Source organism: Methanosarcina sp. MTP4 (genome assembly GCF_000970045.1).
In the GTDB taxonomy this organism is placed as follows: domain Archaea; phylum Halobacteriota; class Methanosarcinia; order Methanosarcinales; family Methanosarcinaceae; genus MTP4.
The window spans coordinates 1673603-1691060 of record NZ_CP009505.1 but is presented as its reverse complement, the minus strand read 5'-3'; the positions used below and the strand labels follow the sequence as shown (position 1 = coordinate 1691060).

Genomic DNA, 17458 nt, shown 5'->3' with positions numbered 1-17458 from the left:
TCAAATTTTATCCAAGTTATCTATAAGGATGTCAAAGGAATTGTATCCTAAATACCAAGAACCTTGATTGAATTTTGTGGTAGACAAGTTTAAATTCAAACAAGATTCAACAATTTTTTCCCTAACTATCGTGTCATCCTCATCAATATTATCTATAATTTCAACTTTTAATGCAACCTTTCTAACCCATGTGTCTATAGGCTGTAAAAATATCAAATCCTCTTTTGAAATATAGCTATCTAATGAATACATGTAGATCAGATCCCGAAGGTAAAAAGAACTAACTTTGGGACCAATAGAACGAATACTTTGCAGTTCTTCATAATGATCCCTTACATATCCATTTTTTATTTTTGACACTGAATATTTTAGAATATTTTTATCCTCTATTCTGGGAATAAATTTAAAAATTGAAATGACCATTTCAATATCTCTGTGCCTTCCGACCTTACCTTTTCCTATAACTTCTTCAAGATCACACGTTATTTTTTCATGATTATTTTTATTCAAAATAATTTCTGGATTTTCTTTGTTTCCATTAATATACTTCTCTAAAACAGTAATTACTTCATTTTCTACCCTTTCCGAAACTTTATCACTGCGACCCTGATAAAAAACGTGATCAAACAGAAATTTCAACCCTTCCCACCAATCAGTCGTCAGCCTACTTTTTTCATACCCATTTTCAAGATGTTGCTCTATGTACGTATCACCGTACCCAACAATTTTTTCGATTGCTTTCTCATTTACCATTCTACCACTTCCAAAAAGTGACACATTTTTACTCTTAGACACAGATGAGATATTTATCAAGTTTATCTCCACAAAATATAAAAACATATACAAATTCATAAGAATGAAGGTGATAGCATGGCACTGGCTAGATGCAAAAAATGTGGTCTTCCCGAAGGAAGGACTGCGGTCTATGTGAAGATGGTAAAACCTGTAGGATATCCAGACACTGCATTAGTATGCGGAAAGGCAGGCTGTATAAATCCCGCCCTAATATGCCTTAATGAAGAAGAATGGAAAGAATATCAATCAGGCGTAAGAATCTTTTCACCACCAACAGCAGCATGTAAGTTTAGAGCAAAATGAAAAGAAAAAAGATCTCAAAAGAGCTGCTTTCCACTATAAAAACTGAAAAACTGGTGCTCGATTGGAGAAAAAAACAGTAGGCTATGGCAGCAGTTAAAAAAGAAATTGAAGACGAACTGGATAGAGGACTCCCCGACTCATACGATACGGATATTTATGAAGAAAAATGCAACGCTGTTTTCCAGCACATTTACGACTCATACGCCGGGGATAATCAGAGCGTTTATGAAGCAGTTGCATGAAAATCTCGGATTCAACTTCAAAAACTGTGCTGCCATTTATTTGTCTCTCAGCTTATTTTTCTTCCACAGCGACGTATAAATATTATCAAAGCACAAAATATCTATGTGAAAATATGACTGAAACAGAGCTTCTCAGGAAAATATCCGATGACCTGGATTTCCTCAAGAAAAAGGTCCTTGAAATAGAAGAAAGTCTTGAGGCAATAGATAGCGAACTGCATCCAGTTAAAGAGGAGTACCTTGAAAGGTTGGATGAAATAAAAAAGGAAGGTACTGTTTCTGGCAACGAGTTTGAAAAGAAATTCGGGGTAAAGCTTTGAGACATTCTTTTGAAGTCAGCAAGAGTCTTGAAAAAGAAATGGAAAAACTTCAAAAGAAAAACAAAAGGCGTTTTGAAGCTCTGCTGAGCAAAATGGGGGAGATACTCGACAACCCCTATCATTTCAAACCTTTAAGACATGATATGAAAGGTTTGAGGCGAGTCCACATCGACAAGTCATTTGTTCTTGTTTTTGAAATAGTTGAAGCCGAAAATAAAGTGATATTCTGGGACATCGCTCATCACGATGATATTTACAAATAATCTTATTTTTGCTATCAAAAAACTGATCATTGAAGCGATTTACCCAAATCAAACTGATTTCTTGCCTCTTTTCTGCTTAAGCACACGAAATCCCTCCACTCCCACAAGTAATTTTTTATATCTCAAAACCAAATCTACACCAATGGATGCCTTCTGGTCCCGATCCAATACCCTGGGCGCAAGACAGCGAGCCTTTTCATGGCGAATAGACAGCAGGGGAAACATTTTCATCAAAAGGAAGTTCAGGAACCACCGCTTTCCCAGGATTGACAAGGTTAGTTACAACCACCTGAACAGGCTCGATGAGTTCATGCAGGACAGGGAATGGAAGGACCTGGCAAACAATGCCGTAAACCTGTACAGGGGAAGGGAAAAAGAGGGGATCGGAAAGTTCCTTTACCGGATGAGGCCCGAGGTCCCTTATGCCCAGCTTTCAAGCCAGCTAGGGGCTATTTTTTACCAGTCGGAAGTCTGGGAGTGGAACGAGCAGAGAAGAGGGATAAAGTTCCTGCTGCTGGAAGGGGACTGGCAGGAAAAGACGGTTGAGCATTACCGGAGTTCGCTGGAACAGGCCCCTGACCCGAAGTTCGAAAGCAGTTTATGGAGCCGGTTTTCGGACAGGCGAGAGGTGGAAGAAGACCTTGAGCAAACGATGCTCTCGACTTTTTTTAGATTTTGAGTGAAGTTTGTGGGCTTCTGTTAGCAGGCTCCCAAACCTGAAAACGGTTAAAACAACTGGGGACATTTGGTAAAAACTAAAAAAAGACTGGAAACAATAAAGGTCAGTTAATAAATAATTGGTGACTGGATACTACGCCAGAAACAAGCTCCCTGCCCATTTCTTACCGGGAGCGAGCCAGGAATCCCACACTCAGTTTGTTTCAATCTCTAACTCGATACCTCCGAACCTTCCCGCAATGAAGTTGTAGATGATTCCTATAAGCAAGCCTGCAATTACTCCCATTATCCCATAAAACACAATAATAAATAAGACTACGGCTGCACCTGAAACCGATGTTGTTTGAGCCGCTATAAGGAAAAAGAAGGGCGAGAAGACGAGCGACAAAATCATGTACATAAGACCGAGGACTTTTCCAAGGGACATGCTGTTTATAGATTTGATATGTGCCATAAGGACCATCCAAAAAGATACTCTAAATGATTACTCTAAATGATAATGAGTCCTTCATAAAAATTATCCTGTATGGCAAGCAGGCAAAAGACCACACCCGTAAGAATTTAAAAAGATAATCAGGGGCACTATTATTTCCATCGAATATTTTAACCGTACCGTACTGATTACCTCACTTTTTGATCACTTTCCCCGAATAAGTAAACCCGCTTCGGTTCATCTTCACCCATTTTTCTTCTTCAACCCCTATCAGGTTTCCGCATTTCGGGCACTTAACCTGTCCCTCTTCCCTCAAACTGGAGTCCTCAACTATCCGCTCTTCAAAACAGCGCAGGACTTTTCCTTTCCCGACTTTCAGGTACTTGAAAATCTTTGTTTTGCAGCGGGCACACTTAATGACAATCATATTTTCATCATAAAGATACGCGGAAGGAAGATAAAAAAGAAGCGTAAGGACTTTCGGCTCGGATATAGGAAACAGGGCAGCGTTAATAGTGTCCCAAACCTGTCTTTCCCACTTGCGAAGCAAGTGGCTTTTTCCATTAAAACATTAAAAAAGAGATAGAAGCAAGAAAGAAATCTATGAGTCTGGCCTATTAAATCCAGGAGCATCAATCAGGATGCCCTTGAATTTATCAGGTTGCTACTTACTTTTATTATTCTCCGTCCCGGCGTCTTCCGTTAAAGATGTAGCATAGTCCCAGAACCGCGAATACCGGTAATGCGACGGTCGGGAATTCCGGGATTTCAGCTTCAAAGGATACGGGTACGAGTTCGATTACATCGTTTCCGCAACCGATGCTTACGTGAATGTTGCTGGTCTGTCCAACTGTTGGATTTCCAAGTGCACTTTTTGGAATTTTTGCTTCGATAATGTAGTTGGGTACTACAAGTACACCATTTGGTTCGTACTCATCTGACCCATAATCCACCGTTTCATCATTATTTGCGTTAACGTATACAAGTTCGGCTGTGCCTGTAAAATCACCAGTATTTTTGTCAAATTCAGAGGGTGCATTTACGATGAAACCTCCAGTTGCTTGTGGTAGTGACCAGTCAGGATTGTATCGTATCATACCTATGCCGATACCATGGGTTTTGATACCGTATTCATATCCATATTCACCAGTGTTTTCGTCGGTATCAAGGTCTATGGCAATATCCCCTGCGTCAACGAATCTGCCGTATTCATCTGTGTAGCCAGTTGGTGGCATAGAGGTTACGATTGCGATGTAAACATATTGGGCATCATCATCAAAGTACAGGGCTTCAATATCGTAGTATTCTCCACCCGCAGGTTCCAAGTAATGATCGCCGTGAGCTCTTGCCCACCAGTCGCTATAGGCAAGGGTTGGCTCGCTATAAGCAATATACGTGTCCCCACTTTTTTTGATGTGTACGCCGGTGTCAGTGTATCCGGTCCAGTCTGGATACGCTTCATCTGAGGTGTAAGTAGGGTCTATATTGTCCTCAACTATCCAGTCAACGGTGTTTCTTGTTGGTATCCATGCATTGATGTCGGTTTCATCCAAGCCAGACCGAAGATCAACTCCCCAGTCGTCAAGCTTACCATCGATAATGTATGCCATAGCTGGCAATGATAATAACGTAAGCAGCAAGAAGCTGACAGATAACATAACTATAACTTTCAAATATTTCATTCTGTACCACCCATTAGAACCTTAAGTCCGGGTAGGACCTCAGGTAGATTTGAAGATTCTAATGGATTTTTAGATTTGAGGACTATATAATATTATATACATTCATCTGCTTGAAATTTATAAAAATAATACACATCATACTCATAGTTAACTTTCATACATATGTAGAGATGTCAATTTATAATAGAATTTTCAGTATCAAACACTAGTTTTATATTTTAATATCCTAGCATTTTAAAATTTTAAGCCAATTTTTACGTATTTTGGCCCTAATAAAAATCAAAAATAATTTATAGCATTATGTCCATTGATCTTGAATATTTTTTTAGAAGAAAGAACAAAAATAGTAATGAATGCTGGCATTTCTCTTTGCAAAAGCTGGTTGATGAAAAGAATATCAAGCTTTCTTGATTCTAACAAAAAAATTCAAAAAAATCCGTTTAAGTTCTCCCTTATTTCATTTTATATCCATAATCAGGGAAAGGCCGCTCGCCTGAGGCGAGCGTGGCTGCTGCTGAGATTAACAACTTGATGGTTTCACGGTTTTGATCCCAAAATCACAAACCTGCACATCCCTCAGATCTCCACCTTTCCCTTTTACTCCGAATATATGCTTTCAAGCACCTTATCCACCAGATCCCCTATCAAAGGCAGACTGAACTTTTTCCCCTTGAAGGCCTGGTACATCAGGAAAAGCCAGAGAAGAATGGCTATACCGCTTAACATAAAAACACCTCCGAAAAAGCTTGAGAAGATGTCGGATGGCGCAGAAATTAAAAGGTAGATAATCAACGCCGGATTGAGGTTAAGTATGAAGTAAGCCAGGAAACCGAGCTCTCCGAAAAAAGCTTGCGGGATACTGAGAATGACGGAAAGGACCACGAATGCTATAACGGATTGTAGCGCATGGAACCTGACGAATTTACTTTTAGTTTCGAGAACGAAGAAAAGCAGGCCTGTTAACCAGGTGAGCGTGTAAGACAGGACGGCTTCAGTGTTTTCGTTCAAACCCATTGAAGTCCCGGAAGTTGTCTTAGAAACCGGCTTAGATATTTGCTGTTCACTATCCAGTAAAGACCCCCCAATAAAGTAGCATAGAATTGGCTTTCAATTGCTATAATTATTATAATTACTTGATTATACAAAAAGGATTACCCAATGTACAAAAATAAGAGTGTAAAATAAGAGTGCATAGCTTGAATTTTCAGCTTGCTTTTTACACTCTGGAACTCAGTTTCCTGTAGTTGTCCACCAGTTTTTCAATAGGGAACTCCTTTCCGTGTCCTGGGTAAAAGGTCGCACAGCTTGTTTCGGCAAGCTTTTCCCAGCTTCTAAAAAGCTGTTTTTCATTGTTGGCAAAGGGAGGGAAAACGGTCCAGGGCATTACGTTGAAAAGCGTGTCCCCGACAACTGCATCTTCGTTTTGCAGGATTACGGAAATCGAACCTTTGGTATGGCCCGGCGTCGGGATGACTTTTGCCTTTACTCCGGGAAGGTATTTTTTCAGGTCGTACTCGCCTTTGACTACGATGTCCGCTTTTACGGGAGGATATTTTGCTTTTGAGGACAGAAGGCTGCTTGCCAGCCCTGATATAATTTTCGAAAACCACATGGTGCCTTTAGGAAATGGGGTGTAGCCCCTTTCCAGGTTCCCGGCTTCGGCTTCGTGGACCAGGACCTTTGCCCCGCTGCGGTCCCTGATTTCGGCCAGACAGCCGACATGGTCGTAGTGGGTGTGGGTGAGGATGATAAGATTGATGTCGGGGAATTTCAGGTTCTTTTGCTCGAGGGCTGCTTCAAGGTTCTTAATTTTACCGCCGCAGCCGGCATCGACCAGGACTGCGGAAGCTCCGGCTGTGATGAGGTAGGCGTTGGAATTGCCCATTGGAACGGCATTCAGGGTATAGGATTTTTCCGGGGGCATGGTTTTGAACTCCTGGATATGATTCTGTTTAGTGATAATGTTCAACGATAATGGTTAGCAATAATGTTCAACGATAATGGTTAGCAATAATGTTCGGCGATAATGGTTAGCAATAATGTTTAGAAATACATATGAACTTAATTTTTAAGCCATCCTTTTTATATATTTTTACTTTTTTTGAAACTATTTAACCGAAATTTTACCGAATGAATAAGAAGAAAAATTCAAGCTCATCCGCATTGGCCGGAATACGAGGGGAACCAAACTATTTAAAAAAATCGGCATTCCATAAGTAAATATAGTAGTACTGTGAGAAATGGTAAGAAAAGGCTTATAGTTCAGGGGTAGTTTAGCGAGATGGACGGTATCAGTTTTTTCATTTATTCCTTCATGTCACTTTTTGTAGTCGTAAGCCCCCTCAGTGCAGTCGTGACCTTCATCTCCCTGACCAGTAAAATGACTTTTGATGAAAAGAATGAGATCGCAAATAAAGCCATCGTTCTGGCCTTTCTTATAGCCCTCTTTTTTGCATTCACAGGGAACATAATCCTCGAACTTTTCAGCATCAATGTCGATTCCCTGAGGGTTGCCGGGGGAATCCTGCTCTTCAGCATTGCCTTTGATATGATGAATGCCAAGATTTCATCAGAAAGGATAACAGAAGAAGAGATCAAACAGTCTGAAGAAAGGGAAGACATATGGGTTTTTCCAATAGCTCTTCCACTCCTGTCCGGGCCAGGGACGATCAGCGCAGTAATCGTGCTGATGGGCAGTGCGGGAGGAGTCGACCAGAAATTGATTATAGTCCTGGCAATTGTCCTTACTTTTGCAATCTGCCTTGTAATCTTCCGCTTCTCCAGAAGGATTCACAAGATTATCGGCTACAACGGAATGCTGGTCTTCACAAGGCTCATGGGGCTCTTTCTTGCAGCCCTTGCAGTGGACCTTGTTTCCACAGGGGCGCTGAATATCGTAAGAAACATCTGACCTCAACTTACTTTTTTTACGGGGGACTTTTTCGCAGGGGACTTTTTACTGGTGACCGTTCCCGTTATACCGCCGGCCCACGTACTCGAGAAGTTTGCTGCCGGTAAGCCGCTCACTGGACGGCCCGATCCGGATGTAAAACTCCTCGTCTTTTTTGTTTGGCGTCATGAAGACGGCTTCGTCACTTTTCCGGCAGTCAACTTCCAGGATCTTTTTTTCACCTACCGGGACGAGGGCGTATTCGATCAGGGGGGCATATGCGAGGCCTATATGCTGCTTGATGAGCTGCTTGAAGTGGAGGAGGAACTTGTCCTCGTTCGGGAAACCTTCGTTTTCGATTCCCAGGACTTCCCCATCGTTGGAAACACCTACCAGGAGGGTCCCACCGTCGGTGTTCAGGTAAGCGACGAGGGTCTTGAGGACAGCATGCTCGATATTCCAGTCCGGCTTGCCTGACATGAGGTTCATACGGAGCGTGGACTTGAACTCCAGTTTCTTGCTCTCACCCCTGCGGATGAGTTCCAGGGCGTAGTCGGAGTCGTTTGCAAGCTGGACAGCTTCCCGGATATGGGCGATCTTCTCCTCGATGTGGGCGAGGTTCTTGGGATAGGTGGATAGCCTGCACTCGAAAACGCTGAGCTGGTCCATTAGCTCTTTTATCAGTCCCTTGACCTTAAGGACCTCTTTCTGGGTCTGCAGGTCAGGTAGGTAGATCCTGCTGTGGGATAGGGAATTGAGGTCAACGGTAGGAGGAAGCGCATCCAGGGAATCACCAGCTCCTGCAACCGCAACTGCCCCCGAACCGCCTCCCTCCCCTGCAAAAACATCCGAATAGGCTTCTCCGTAGGCTTCTCCATAGACCTCTGCAACTGAGCTAGTAGATGAAAATGAAGCGCCCTCCGCACAGGCAGTATCATCCAAAACAGTATCTTCCAGCAGTTTTTCCTCTGAAAGGGAATCCGGCCTGCGGATGAAGCCCCTGGCTTCCCAGGCTTTCCGGATCTTCCGGCCCAGGGGGTTGTTTAAAAAGTCTTCAAGGTATTCTGCACTCGCTTTTCCGGGATCGAGAACCAGCTGGATGTAAGCCGAGGGCTCCGCCTCTGTGAGGAAAGACAGGGAAGAAACAGCGTTTGCGCCGTCGGAAAGGGGAAGATAGAGGGTATTTTCCAGTTCCCTGAACCCATCCTCAAGTGCAGGGTCAGGCAAATTGATTTCAAGCGTAAGTTCCGATAAGTTTGTAGGTCTCAGCCCGTACTGGCTGCATAAGGAATCGATCTCTTTTTCTACCATGTGTGATCGTGGTGTGAGGGTTTTTAGGATTATTAATGAAGGGTTAATGCAGATTTAAAATTCATATAGTTTTTTCTTTTCAAATTACTTAAAAATTTCATTTATTCTGAGCCGAAATTGGAAAATGCTAGAAAAAATTAGAGAAGTGGGGGATATTTATAAAAAGAAAGAAAAGAAGAAGGAAAGAGGAAGGAAAGAGGAAGGAAAAGCTTTCATTCCCCTTAATTCCAAATTCTATGTCCTTTACTTTACTTTGCTTCCGCTTCCAGAAGCCCTATAAGTTCATCAAGGGCTTCGATATGCTCTTTTTTGCCCAGGTTCCCGAAAGAGACCGAGGCGTTCTGGATGTAGTTGCGGTCTATTGCTATCGTCTTTATGGAACTGAAGTTCCTGAGCCCTGACAGCACCTGGTTGATGTAATATTTCTTGTGGGCGAGCACTATGAGGGTATCATAGCTGCCGTTGCCGTCCAGGCCGGGCCATTCGGGATCGGGCAGGTAAAAGCCCAGGGCGTGGAGGTTGATGTAGCGGGCATCCACGTCCTTTCCCACAAAAGCGGGCATTGAACTCCCGGTGGCTGCAATAGGAAGATTTAAGGTTCTGGAAATCGAAATGATGCGTTCCAGAAGCCCCTGTTCGGCTGCGGCTGTCCCCACCACAAGGAGGGGACGCTTTGCTTTTGCGATCATCTTCGCTGCCACTGCCGGGGTTACGGTCCTGGAAGTCGTTACCCCGTAGCTCGTGAAGACTTTGGTGTTTTTTGTCGTGTCGACCATTTTTCAGCTCTCCTACTCTCTTCTACTTTCTCTCCTGCTCCCTACTTGCTTATTCCGAAGCTTTTGAAGCCTGTCCGGCTCCTTCCGGCTGTTTGCAGAGCCGCTTCAGGTTGGTTGGCTGGGCCGAGACGTCGAACTTCGTTTCAGGGCCTGAGAGGATCTTCTTTTTGTCCCAGTCAATCTTCCAGCCGTGTTCGGATTCCAGGATCTTAAGGAACTGTTCGCGGCGGGAGAGGGGGAGGTCGCTTTCGGTCCGGACGAACTTCCACCAGTCATAGGGGAGAATTCCCAGGTACTTCTCGGAAAGCTCGATGTAGTGGGTAAGCTTGATCATCCTTCCCATGTTGTTATCGGAAGGCCGGATGCAGGCTTTTGCAAGCATGGGGACAGCTTCCTGCCAGCTCTCTGCGGTGATGAGCAGGAATTCCGGGGCAGGGGGGATCTTCATTTTCTCCCCGTTCCGGGCATCGTAGACTTCCCACTTCTCCTCGGCGTAGGGCTTTGCGATAAGAGCTCTCCTGTACTTGGAACCGTGGGGGCCGAGCACAGCCGGGATGCCGAGCATGTTGCAGCCGGTCCCGATGGAAGCGGCTTTCTGGGAATAGGCTCCCCAGGCAAGGCCGACTGCGCCAACCCGGTTCAGGATGTAGTCCGAGATCTCTTCGAGGTTGCCTCCAAGGTCCCTCCTGGCAAAGATCGCAGCCACTTTCTCGGCGGTACCCGTGATGTGGGAGTTTGAGACACAGGAGCCCATGTTCAGGCAGCCGCCTCTCTCGAACCTGCCGGAGAAGCGTTCGTAAAGACTCTTTCCTTCCTCATCCTTGAACATGCCAAGGTCCATTGCCGCACAGCCGCTGGCAAGCACGATGTAGTTCCTTTTCAGGAACTCCTCGGCGATGTTATAGACGTCTTTGCTGCCCTCGCCATAGTTCGGGCAGCCGATTATCGCAACGACGCCAGGGGTAGTGCCCATAACAAGGTTCACACCCTCAGCCCGGATTTCCGCATCCGTAACCTGACCCCTGCCGGCCCTTACAAGGCTTTTTTCCTCACTTATGACCTTCTTCGAAGCCGCTTCGATCATGCTGAGGATAGGGATCCGCTTCCTGCAGACCTGTTCACAGCGGGCACAGCCAATGCACTGGTCGTGGAGGGCTTCGAGAGCCGTAAGGTCTCCGGCATGGGCAAGTTCCATGGCTTCCGGGATTTCCAGTTCCTCGGGGCAGGCAATCCGGCATTCCCCACAGAGGGTGCAGCGGGCAAGTTCTTTTTCAAACTCTTCTTCGTCAGGCAGGCCGGAAATTCCCTCCGCTTTCCTGACCGCAGCCATTTCCATGGCAAGCCTTGGCCCCAGTTCCCCGAGCTTTTCGTAGTCAAGCACGACTGCTCCGGCTTCTTTTCCGTTCTTTAGTTCCTCTATAACAGAATCCACACTCTCATTCGAGCGGTTCGGAAGCCCGTACATGATCTTTTCGTTGGAAGCGATAACCGGAATTTTGAGCTTTGAAGCTTCGGCTACGATGTCCCCTCTAACGCACTGCTCGTCCACAACAATGACGTCCGGGACCCCTGATCGGATGATCTTGAGTTCCTTTGCCATGGAACCAACGACTTTTGCGTAGGGCTCCCTTCTTCCGGCTTCTTTGTACCTGGTCATGTCAAGGGCGGTACAGCAGAGCCCCACAAGCTCGACTTTGTCCGTAAGCCCGTACGTTTCCATGTAGTCCATCATATAGGTAACGCCGGCAACGTTATGCCCGATGGCAAGGAGCACCGGTTTCGAAGAGTCAATGCTCCCAAGCCCGATTTCTACCAGAGGGGCATCCGGGTCGGACTTTGGGAATTCATAGCCTGAGACCTGGGCGATATCGGAAACTTCCATGCCCACGTGGTCAAGCAACCCTGAAAAGAGGGCTTTTGCGTCATAGTCGATTTCCGCACTCTCCTGCCCGGCATGCACGGTTGCAAGGAGCTGGGTGAGCTGTTCTTCCACATACTCCATTGCGTGCTGCAGGTCCCCGAGGGTCTTCGGGGAAAGCCCTGTGATCATTTCGATGTTCGGGGTCATTACATCCGAAGCCCCGGGAGCTACCGGATAGTCCCTCCCGATGGTCTCGGTCAGGTGGTCAAGGAGGTGCCTCCCGTGGGCTGCATGGCAGGCTGTCCCCGTTATCACCCGCAGGAAAAATTCCCTGCCCGTATGCCCTTTCATATCGATTCCGCAGGCCCCCCTTTTGTTGCCCGAAAGGTCACAGGGGCCGTAAGTGCAGTAGCAGCACTGGTCACACATGGGAGTGAGCACGGGTTCGTAGCGCTCAAGCAGGTTGAAGCCCCACTCCCGAAGGTCGGCCATCCCGGGCTTCGGGGTTGGCCCCATCTTTTCGGCAGTTATCCCCGAAAGGTCCTCTGCCGCCCCCACTATACTGTTGATCGTAATCTGGAGAGATTCCAGATTTTCAACGGAAAAAGTACCGGTCTTAAGTTTACTCATCGTTTTCTCCTCTGGAGTCCTTCCGGCGCCCAGCAAGCCAGATAGGACTTTCGCATGAAGTTAGCATTCTAATGAATACGGATTTTATGAGTATCGTTCCCGCAAATGTCGTTTTCACGAATATCGTGTTCACGAGTTTCGATTTCATGAATGTCGTTTTCATGAACATTGATCTCATAAAAATTGCCGAAATTATTATCACGATTTATAATGATAATACGGCAAGCACCATTATTTACTTTATTAATATAAATCTGTTGAGTAACATATAAAAATTAAAACAGATTGAACCAATAAAACAGAAACAAACAACTGTTTGTAAGTTTACGAATTAATATTTCCTTTTTAAAAAAATAAAAAACCTCAGTCAACAGCCGTGGAACTTCAGGAGATGATGTCCTTTTGGAGGTATGCATTCGGACATATTAGCTATCTAGTTTTAGCGATCTATAGTCTCGAACGTAAATATTTACACTTACATTATAACCAAGGAAGACACGGAAAGCACGAAAGAATTGTGCCCCTATTTCCTTTATTCCGTGTTTTCCGTGCTTTCTGTGGTTAAACTCTCACTTGAGATTGGTTAAAGAATTTGGGTCCTTGACTATAGTTTTAGCTGTTACCTGCTTCAGCGCTTCGGACCCTTTGAGATCAGGCCTTTACCTGCTCAACAGTTGCTGTGGAGAGCGTGGAAGATGCGGATACGGACGTTGTACAGCCGCATTTCCTGCAATAATAGAATGTATTCGAACCGAGTACCTGCTTCTTTAGCAAGGTACCACACCTGCTGCAATTTGTGGGAAACTCTAGCATATTGTATCTCTCCCTTATATTATTCAAAGATCATTATCGGTTCAAGTCTTGCTGTTTTCTTTCTTGTCCAGTACCCACAGACATGGCAATACTGGAATTCCCCGAAACAATCGTTCTTCAGTTCGGAGTTACACTCCGGACATTTTTTCAACAACCCCGTGTTTCTTCCCCCCTCTTTACAGCTTTTTCCAGCTTTCTTACGGATTTTTCAGATATTAATTTCGAATCAGACGTATATTGCGCTCAAACCCCATAACCACTGCCAAATATATATAGATAACCTCAATAGACTATAGAAAACCTATAGAGCCTCATATTTCAAGCAGATGTCTCACACACTTTCCGGCACCACATTCAGGGCTTCCCTGATTGCAGGTTGTAGACCCGCATGGAAAGCAAAGTTGAAAATGGCATTTCCCGGAGTTAAAAAAATTAATTTAAAAAGTGTGTTTTGGAGGCATGCCCTTCCCCACACACAGGCCAAAGAGCCAGCGTGTTTTGCCTTATTCATAAATCATTATAGGCCCAAGCATTGCGCTTTCTTTTCTAGTCCAGTATCCGCAAACAGTGCAGTACTGGATAACTGTTCCGGGATCTTCTTTCAATTCGGAGTAACATTCAGGACAAAACTTCAGACTACCCATTTCCAATCCTCCCTTTGTACGACTTACCGGAAATTCCCTCAATGTCCGGCTGTTAGACACACTGGAACAAAAACATATTCCCACTCAACCCCTTAAGAACCGTTTTTAGAGTTACGGAATATTTACAGATATTTATATAGATGGATTCCCATAAATACTTTTGCAAGATATTCATTACATAAAATATATTTATGAGGAATTAAAGAGTATTTTAAGCATTTTAACGCCTTTAAAACAATTTTTAGATTTAACACTGACTAAATATTTATAAATGAGATTTGTATTCTCTCTTGTTGACAGTCCTATCTTACGGCGGATTTTATAGGAATACAACAACCCAATTCCGACTTGATATTATTTAAAATGTTTGCTTAATCCATTAATTCACAGGCCCCATATAACTGCTTAACTTTAACCGCCTCAATCTAAAAATTACGATATTAACTTTCTGATTTTAACCCGATTCTGATTTTAACCCGATTCTGATATTAACCCGATTCTGATTTTAACCCGATTCTGATTTTAACCCGATTCTGATTTTAACCCGGTTCCGATTTTAACCCGGTCCCGGTTCCTTTTCGGTCTCCAGGACTTTCAGGGTGATTTTCATGACCGAATCGGGGTTCAGGGATATGGAATCAATCCCCTCTTTTACCAGGAACTCCGCGAATTCCGGATAGTCACTGGGAGCCTGCCCGCAGAGCCCGCTGTGCCTTCCGTTTCTCTTTGCCCCCTGTACGGCCATGGACACGATCTTCATGACCCCGGGGTCCCGCTCGTCAAACTCGGCAGCCAGCAGTTCGGAGTCCCGGTCCACGCCCAGGGTGAGCTGAGTAAGGTCGTTGGAGCCTATGGAAAAGCCGTCAAAGAGTTCGCTGAACTCATCGATGAGGAGGACGTTATTTGGAATCTCGCACATGACATAGACCTGCAGCCCGTTTTCTCCCCGCACAAGCCCGTTTTTCTCCATTTCGGCAAGCACTTTCCTGCCTTCTTCCAGAGTCCGGCAGAAGGGGATCATGAGGATAAGGTTCGTCAGCCCCATCTCGTCCCTGACCTTTTTCATGGCCCTGCACTCCAGGGCAAAACCTTCCCTGTAGCGCTCGTCAAAGTAGCGGGAAGCCCCCCGAAAGCCGATCATGGGGTTGCTCTCCTCCATTTCGAAGTAACTTCCCCCGAGGAGGTTTGCGTACTCGTTGGTCTTGAAGTCGCTCATGCGGACAACCACGGGTTTCGGGTAGAAAGCCGCAGCAATGGTCGAGACTCCTTCGGCAAGCTTTTCGACAAAATACGCTTCCTTGCTAGCAAAGCCCCGGGTCAGCCCTTCAATTTCTTCCAGGACTTTTTTGTCCGCGACCTTTTCCGGGTGCACAAGGGCCATGGGGTGGATCTTGATGTAGCTGTTGATAATGAACTCCAGCCTGGCAAGCCCTATCCCGTCGTTCGGGATCATGGAAAAGCTGAAAGCCTCTTCCGGGTTTGCCAGGTTCATCATGATCTCGGTCTTCGGCCGTTCCAGGTCTTTCAAACTGAGGGTATCCACATGGAAAGGCAGGATACCGGCATAGACAAGCCCCTCTTCTCCCGTACAGCTAACTGTAATTTCCTTTCCAGTGCTGAGAAGCTCGGTTGCATCCCCTGCCCCGACCACCGCAGGAATCCCGAGTTCCCGGCTCACGATTGCAGCGTGGCAGGTCCGCCCACCTTTGTTCGTGACAATGGCAGCCGCCGTTTTCATGACCGGTTCCCAGTCAGGGGTCGTGGTGTCCGCAATCAGGACCTCTCCCGGCTTAAAGGAAGGCAGGACGGAAACGTCAGGGACCACATGCGCTTTTCCGGCTGCGATCTTGTCCCCGACACTGCTCCCCCTGACAAGCACTTCGGCCTTCTCTTCCAGGACATAGGTCTCAAGCACGTCTCTCCTGCGCTGGGACTGAACGGTTTCGGGCCTTGCCTGCACGATAAAGAGCTCGCCTGTTCCCCCGTCCTTTGCCCACTCGATATCCATGGGCCGGGCTTGCCCGGATTTTTTTGAGTAGTGGTCCTCGATGGCAATCGCATACTCAGCTAGCTTCAGGACCTCGTCATCGCTCAGGCAAAAGCGCATCTTCTCAGCCTCAGGGACGTCCACGTTCCGCGTCAGGACCTTGGAATCCCCGCGCCCGTAGATCATCTTGATTTCCTTGCTCCCGACCTTCTTCCGGATAATGGGCCTGTACCCCTCCCGGAATGTGGGCTTGAAAACGTAAAACTCGTCAGGGTTGACCTGTCCCTGGACAATGTTTTCCCCAAGCCCGTAAGCCCCCGTGATAAACACAACATCCGGGAAGCCGGTCTCCGTGTCCAGCGTAAAGATCACCCCGCTCGCCGCCAGGTCCGACCTGACCATCTTCATGACCCCGATGGAAAGCGCCACCTTGAAGTGGTCGAACTCATGAGTGACACGGTAAGAGATAGCCCTATCCGTAAAAAGCGACGCAAAACAGCGCACGCAAGCGTCCCTCAGCGCCGGGTAGCCCCGGATGTTCAGGTAAGTCTCCTGCTGCCCCGCAAAAGAAGCCGTGGGAAGGTCCTCAGCCGTGGCTGAACTCCTCACTGCCACATCCGCCTCCTCCCCGTACTCCTCGCATAGCTCGTCATAAGCCCCCTTAATCTCCTTCCAGAGCACGTCCGGAATTCCCGCCTCCAGGATCAGGTCCCTTGCAGCCTTTCCCCTCTTCGAAAGCTCAGCCACGTCCGAAGTATCAAGCCCCTCCATAACCTTCTTCAATTTCTCCAGGATCCCCCCTGCCTCCAGCAGCTTCCAGTAAGCCTCAGCCGTAATCGAAAACCCGTTCGGGATCTTAATCCCCTGTCCGGTAAGCTCCCTGTACATTTCCCCGAGCGATGCATTCTTCCCGCCCACAAGCGGGACGTCGTCTATCGTGGTTTCGCTGAACCAGCGGATGTAATTGGTCTCCGGCATATTCCCTTCCCCGTGCTTTGTAATTATAATATGGACTTGATTTTATTTATGCGTTGAGAGGGGGGAGTGGATTTGTACCTTCAAGCTGAGATTATAGAGATAAAACAAAGTGTGAAAGGTTGACACCTTATGTTGGATACTTCACTGTAGAGACTTATTTTACGTAAAAAAGTAATTTCTATCTATTCACTTTATACTTACTTCATTTTTTTGATTACATCTAAAAGTATAGTTGCAGTCTCACCTAAAGATAAAATGTTTGCAGAAGAGAATGCGAAAATAAAGTTAGCAGTGGTTAATAAAATTTGTGAAGGATGTTTTTTCATATAATCTAATGCTTGCATTTTAACATGCTTGTAATGATCTAAAAATTTGGCAGTAGGAGATGTCAAAGAACTTTGCAAACATTCCAATCTTTTTTCCTCAGGTTTTTTTCCACACTCTTTAATAGATTCTATCATCCCGCTAAGAAGATAATATAGACTGTCAACATCCCAGTCTGGAAGTGAGCGAACTACTACTTTCTGACATTCCAAATTATTGGGATCGGTAAAAAGAATCAAGCAAGGGTATTGTGAAATCTTTATTTCTGGTTCAAATAAATCTCCGTATTGAACAGCACCACCTGGCATAAATCCACTTTTCCATTCCTCCCAAAAAATCTCAAATTCTTCACCTAATTTTTCTGTCCAATATTTCTTGAAATCATCTCTCCATTCGGTTGGTGGATTAAAAGCAATGAGTAAGAAGTTGGAACCTGTAAGATTATGAAGATCATACCAACGCTCACTTACCATTTTTGAGAGTGGATGCTTGAAGTCTCTCGTCAGCAAAAGCCCGTAAACGTTTATA

The 17458-nt window shown here is 45.6% G+C and carries 20 protein-coding genes; 7 read left to right on the top strand and 13 right to left on the bottom strand.

The annotated features are described in order from the left end of the window. Entirely contained in the window at nt 1-753 is a 753-nt protein-coding gene (locus MSMTP_RS07230) for a hypothetical protein (protein WP_048178438.1), read from the bottom strand. Between the two features lie 117 nt (nt 754-870). Here MSMTP_RS07230 and MSMTP_RS07225 point away from each other — a divergent pair, with 117 nt between their 5' ends. The 5 genes from MSMTP_RS07225 to MSMTP_RS07210 all read left to right on the top strand — a co-directional run bounded on the left by MSMTP_RS07225 (nt 871) and on the right by MSMTP_RS07210 (nt 2602). Further along, entirely contained in the window at nt 871-1098 is a 228-nt protein-coding gene (locus MSMTP_RS07225; RefSeq protein WP_048178437.1) for a hypothetical protein, read from the top strand. Between the two features lie 83 nt (nt 1099-1181). After that, a complete protein-coding gene (locus tag MSMTP_RS18445) occupies nt 1182-1340 on the top strand; it encodes a hypothetical protein (RefSeq protein WP_231582953.1) in 159 nt (52 codons plus the stop codon). Further along, a complete protein-coding gene (locus MSMTP_RS19085; RefSeq protein WP_156153723.1) occupies nt 1337-1660 on the top strand; it encodes a hypothetical protein in 324 nt (107 codons plus the stop codon). Before MSMTP_RS18445 ends, MSMTP_RS19085 begins: the two co-directional genes overlap by 4 nt. Beyond that, a complete protein-coding gene (locus MSMTP_RS07215) occupies nt 1657-1923 on the top strand; it encodes a type II toxin-antitoxin system mRNA interferase toxin, RelE/StbE family (RefSeq protein WP_048178435.1) in 267 nt (88 codons plus the stop codon). Before MSMTP_RS19085 ends, MSMTP_RS07215 begins: the two co-directional genes overlap by 4 nt. 142 nt (nt 1924-2065) lie before the next feature. Next, nucleotides 2066-2602, top strand: coding sequence for a hypothetical protein (locus tag MSMTP_RS07210; RefSeq protein ID WP_048178434.1), 537 nt, complete (start codon nt 2066-2068; stop codon nt 2600-2602). Nucleotides 2603-2794: 192 nt separating this feature from the next. Here MSMTP_RS07210 and MSMTP_RS07205 read toward each other — a convergent pair whose 3' ends face one another. From MSMTP_RS07205 to MSMTP_RS07185, 5 genes are all read right to left on the bottom strand, one after another. Further along, entirely contained in the window at nt 2795-3055 is a 261-nt protein-coding gene (locus tag MSMTP_RS07205) for a hypothetical protein (RefSeq protein ID WP_048178433.1), read from the bottom strand. A 172-nt stretch (nt 3056-3227) separates the two neighbouring features. Next, the gene (locus tag MSMTP_RS07200; protein WP_048182970.1) at nt 3228-3461 is read right to left on the bottom strand and encodes a hypothetical protein; all 234 of its coding nucleotides are present in this window, start codon (nt 3459-3461) and stop codon (nt 3228-3230) included. Nucleotides 3462-3711: 250 nt separating this feature from the next. Beyond that, entirely contained in the window at nt 3712-4716 is a 1005-nt protein-coding gene (locus MSMTP_RS19930) for a PEF-CTERM sorting domain-containing protein (protein WP_048178432.1), read from the bottom strand. A gap of 597 nt (nt 4717-5313) precedes the next feature. Next, nucleotides 5314-5730: a DUF4870 domain-containing protein gene (locus tag MSMTP_RS17905; protein WP_052718305.1), complete on the bottom strand. Its 417-nt coding sequence runs from the start codon at nt 5728-5730 to the stop codon at nt 5314-5316. 202 nt (nt 5731-5932) lie between these two features. Further along, nucleotides 5933-6640 (bottom strand): MBL fold metallo-hydrolase, encoded by a 708-nt coding sequence (locus MSMTP_RS07185; RefSeq protein WP_197076165.1) that lies wholly within the window; start codon nt 6638-6640, stop codon nt 5933-5935. Nucleotides 6641-6997: 357 nt separating this feature from the next. Here MSMTP_RS07185 and MSMTP_RS07180 point away from each other — a divergent pair, with 357 nt between their 5' ends. After that, nucleotides 6998-7627, top strand: coding sequence for a MarC family protein (locus MSMTP_RS07180; RefSeq protein ID WP_048178431.1), 630 nt, complete (start codon nt 6998-7000; stop codon nt 7625-7627). A 45-nt stretch (nt 7628-7672) separates the two neighbouring features. Here the strand turns inward: MSMTP_RS07180 and MSMTP_RS07175 are convergent, their stop codons facing one another. Further along, nucleotides 7673-8917, bottom strand: a complete 1245-nt coding sequence (locus tag MSMTP_RS07175; RefSeq protein ID WP_048178430.1) for a helix-turn-helix domain-containing protein — start codon at nt 8915-8917, stop codon at nt 7673-7675. A 124-nt stretch (nt 8918-9041) separates the two neighbouring features. On the opposite strand from MSMTP_RS07175, the gene MSMTP_RS19075 reads away from it, so the two are divergent. Then, the gene (locus MSMTP_RS19075) at nt 9042-9197 is read left to right on the top strand and encodes a hypothetical protein (RefSeq protein ID WP_156153721.1); all 156 of its coding nucleotides are present in this window, start codon (nt 9042-9044) and stop codon (nt 9195-9197) included. Here the strand turns inward: MSMTP_RS19075 and cdhB are convergent. The 6 genes from cdhB to MSMTP_RS07145 all read right to left on the bottom strand — a co-directional run bounded on the left by cdhB (nt 9166) and on the right by MSMTP_RS07145 (nt 17439). Beyond that, nucleotides 9166-9693, bottom strand: coding sequence for a CO dehydrogenase/acetyl-CoA synthase complex subunit epsilon (cdhB, locus tag MSMTP_RS07170; protein ID WP_048178429.1), 528 nt, complete (start codon nt 9691-9693; stop codon nt 9166-9168). The genes MSMTP_RS19075 and cdhB overlap by 32 nt on opposite strands. A gap of 49 nt (nt 9694-9742) precedes the next feature. After that, nucleotides 9743-12184, bottom strand: coding sequence for a CO dehydrogenase/acetyl-CoA synthase complex subunit alpha (cdhA, locus tag MSMTP_RS07165; protein ID WP_048178428.1), 2442 nt, complete (start codon nt 12182-12184; stop codon nt 9743-9745). 651 nt (nt 12185-12835) lie between these two features. Then, complete coding sequence (locus MSMTP_RS19070) at nt 12836-12997, bottom strand: hypothetical protein (protein ID WP_156153720.1); 162 nt, start codon at nt 12995-12997, stop codon at nt 12836-12838. A gap of 503 nt (nt 12998-13500) precedes the next feature. After that, entirely contained in the window at nt 13501-13641 is a 141-nt protein-coding gene (locus MSMTP_RS19685; RefSeq protein ID WP_197076164.1) for a hypothetical protein, read from the bottom strand. A gap of 556 nt (nt 13642-14197) precedes the next feature. Beyond that, on the bottom strand, nt 14198-16606 hold the full coding sequence (gene ppsA / locus MSMTP_RS07150) for a phosphoenolpyruvate synthase (RefSeq protein WP_048178425.1): 2409 nt from the start codon (nt 16604-16606) through the stop codon (nt 14198-14200). 197 nt (nt 16607-16803) lie between these two features. Next, nucleotides 16804-17439, bottom strand: a complete 636-nt coding sequence (locus MSMTP_RS07145; protein ID WP_197076163.1) for a hypothetical protein — start codon at nt 17437-17439, stop codon at nt 16804-16806. Between the last annotated feature and the right edge of the window lie 19 nt (nt 17440-17458).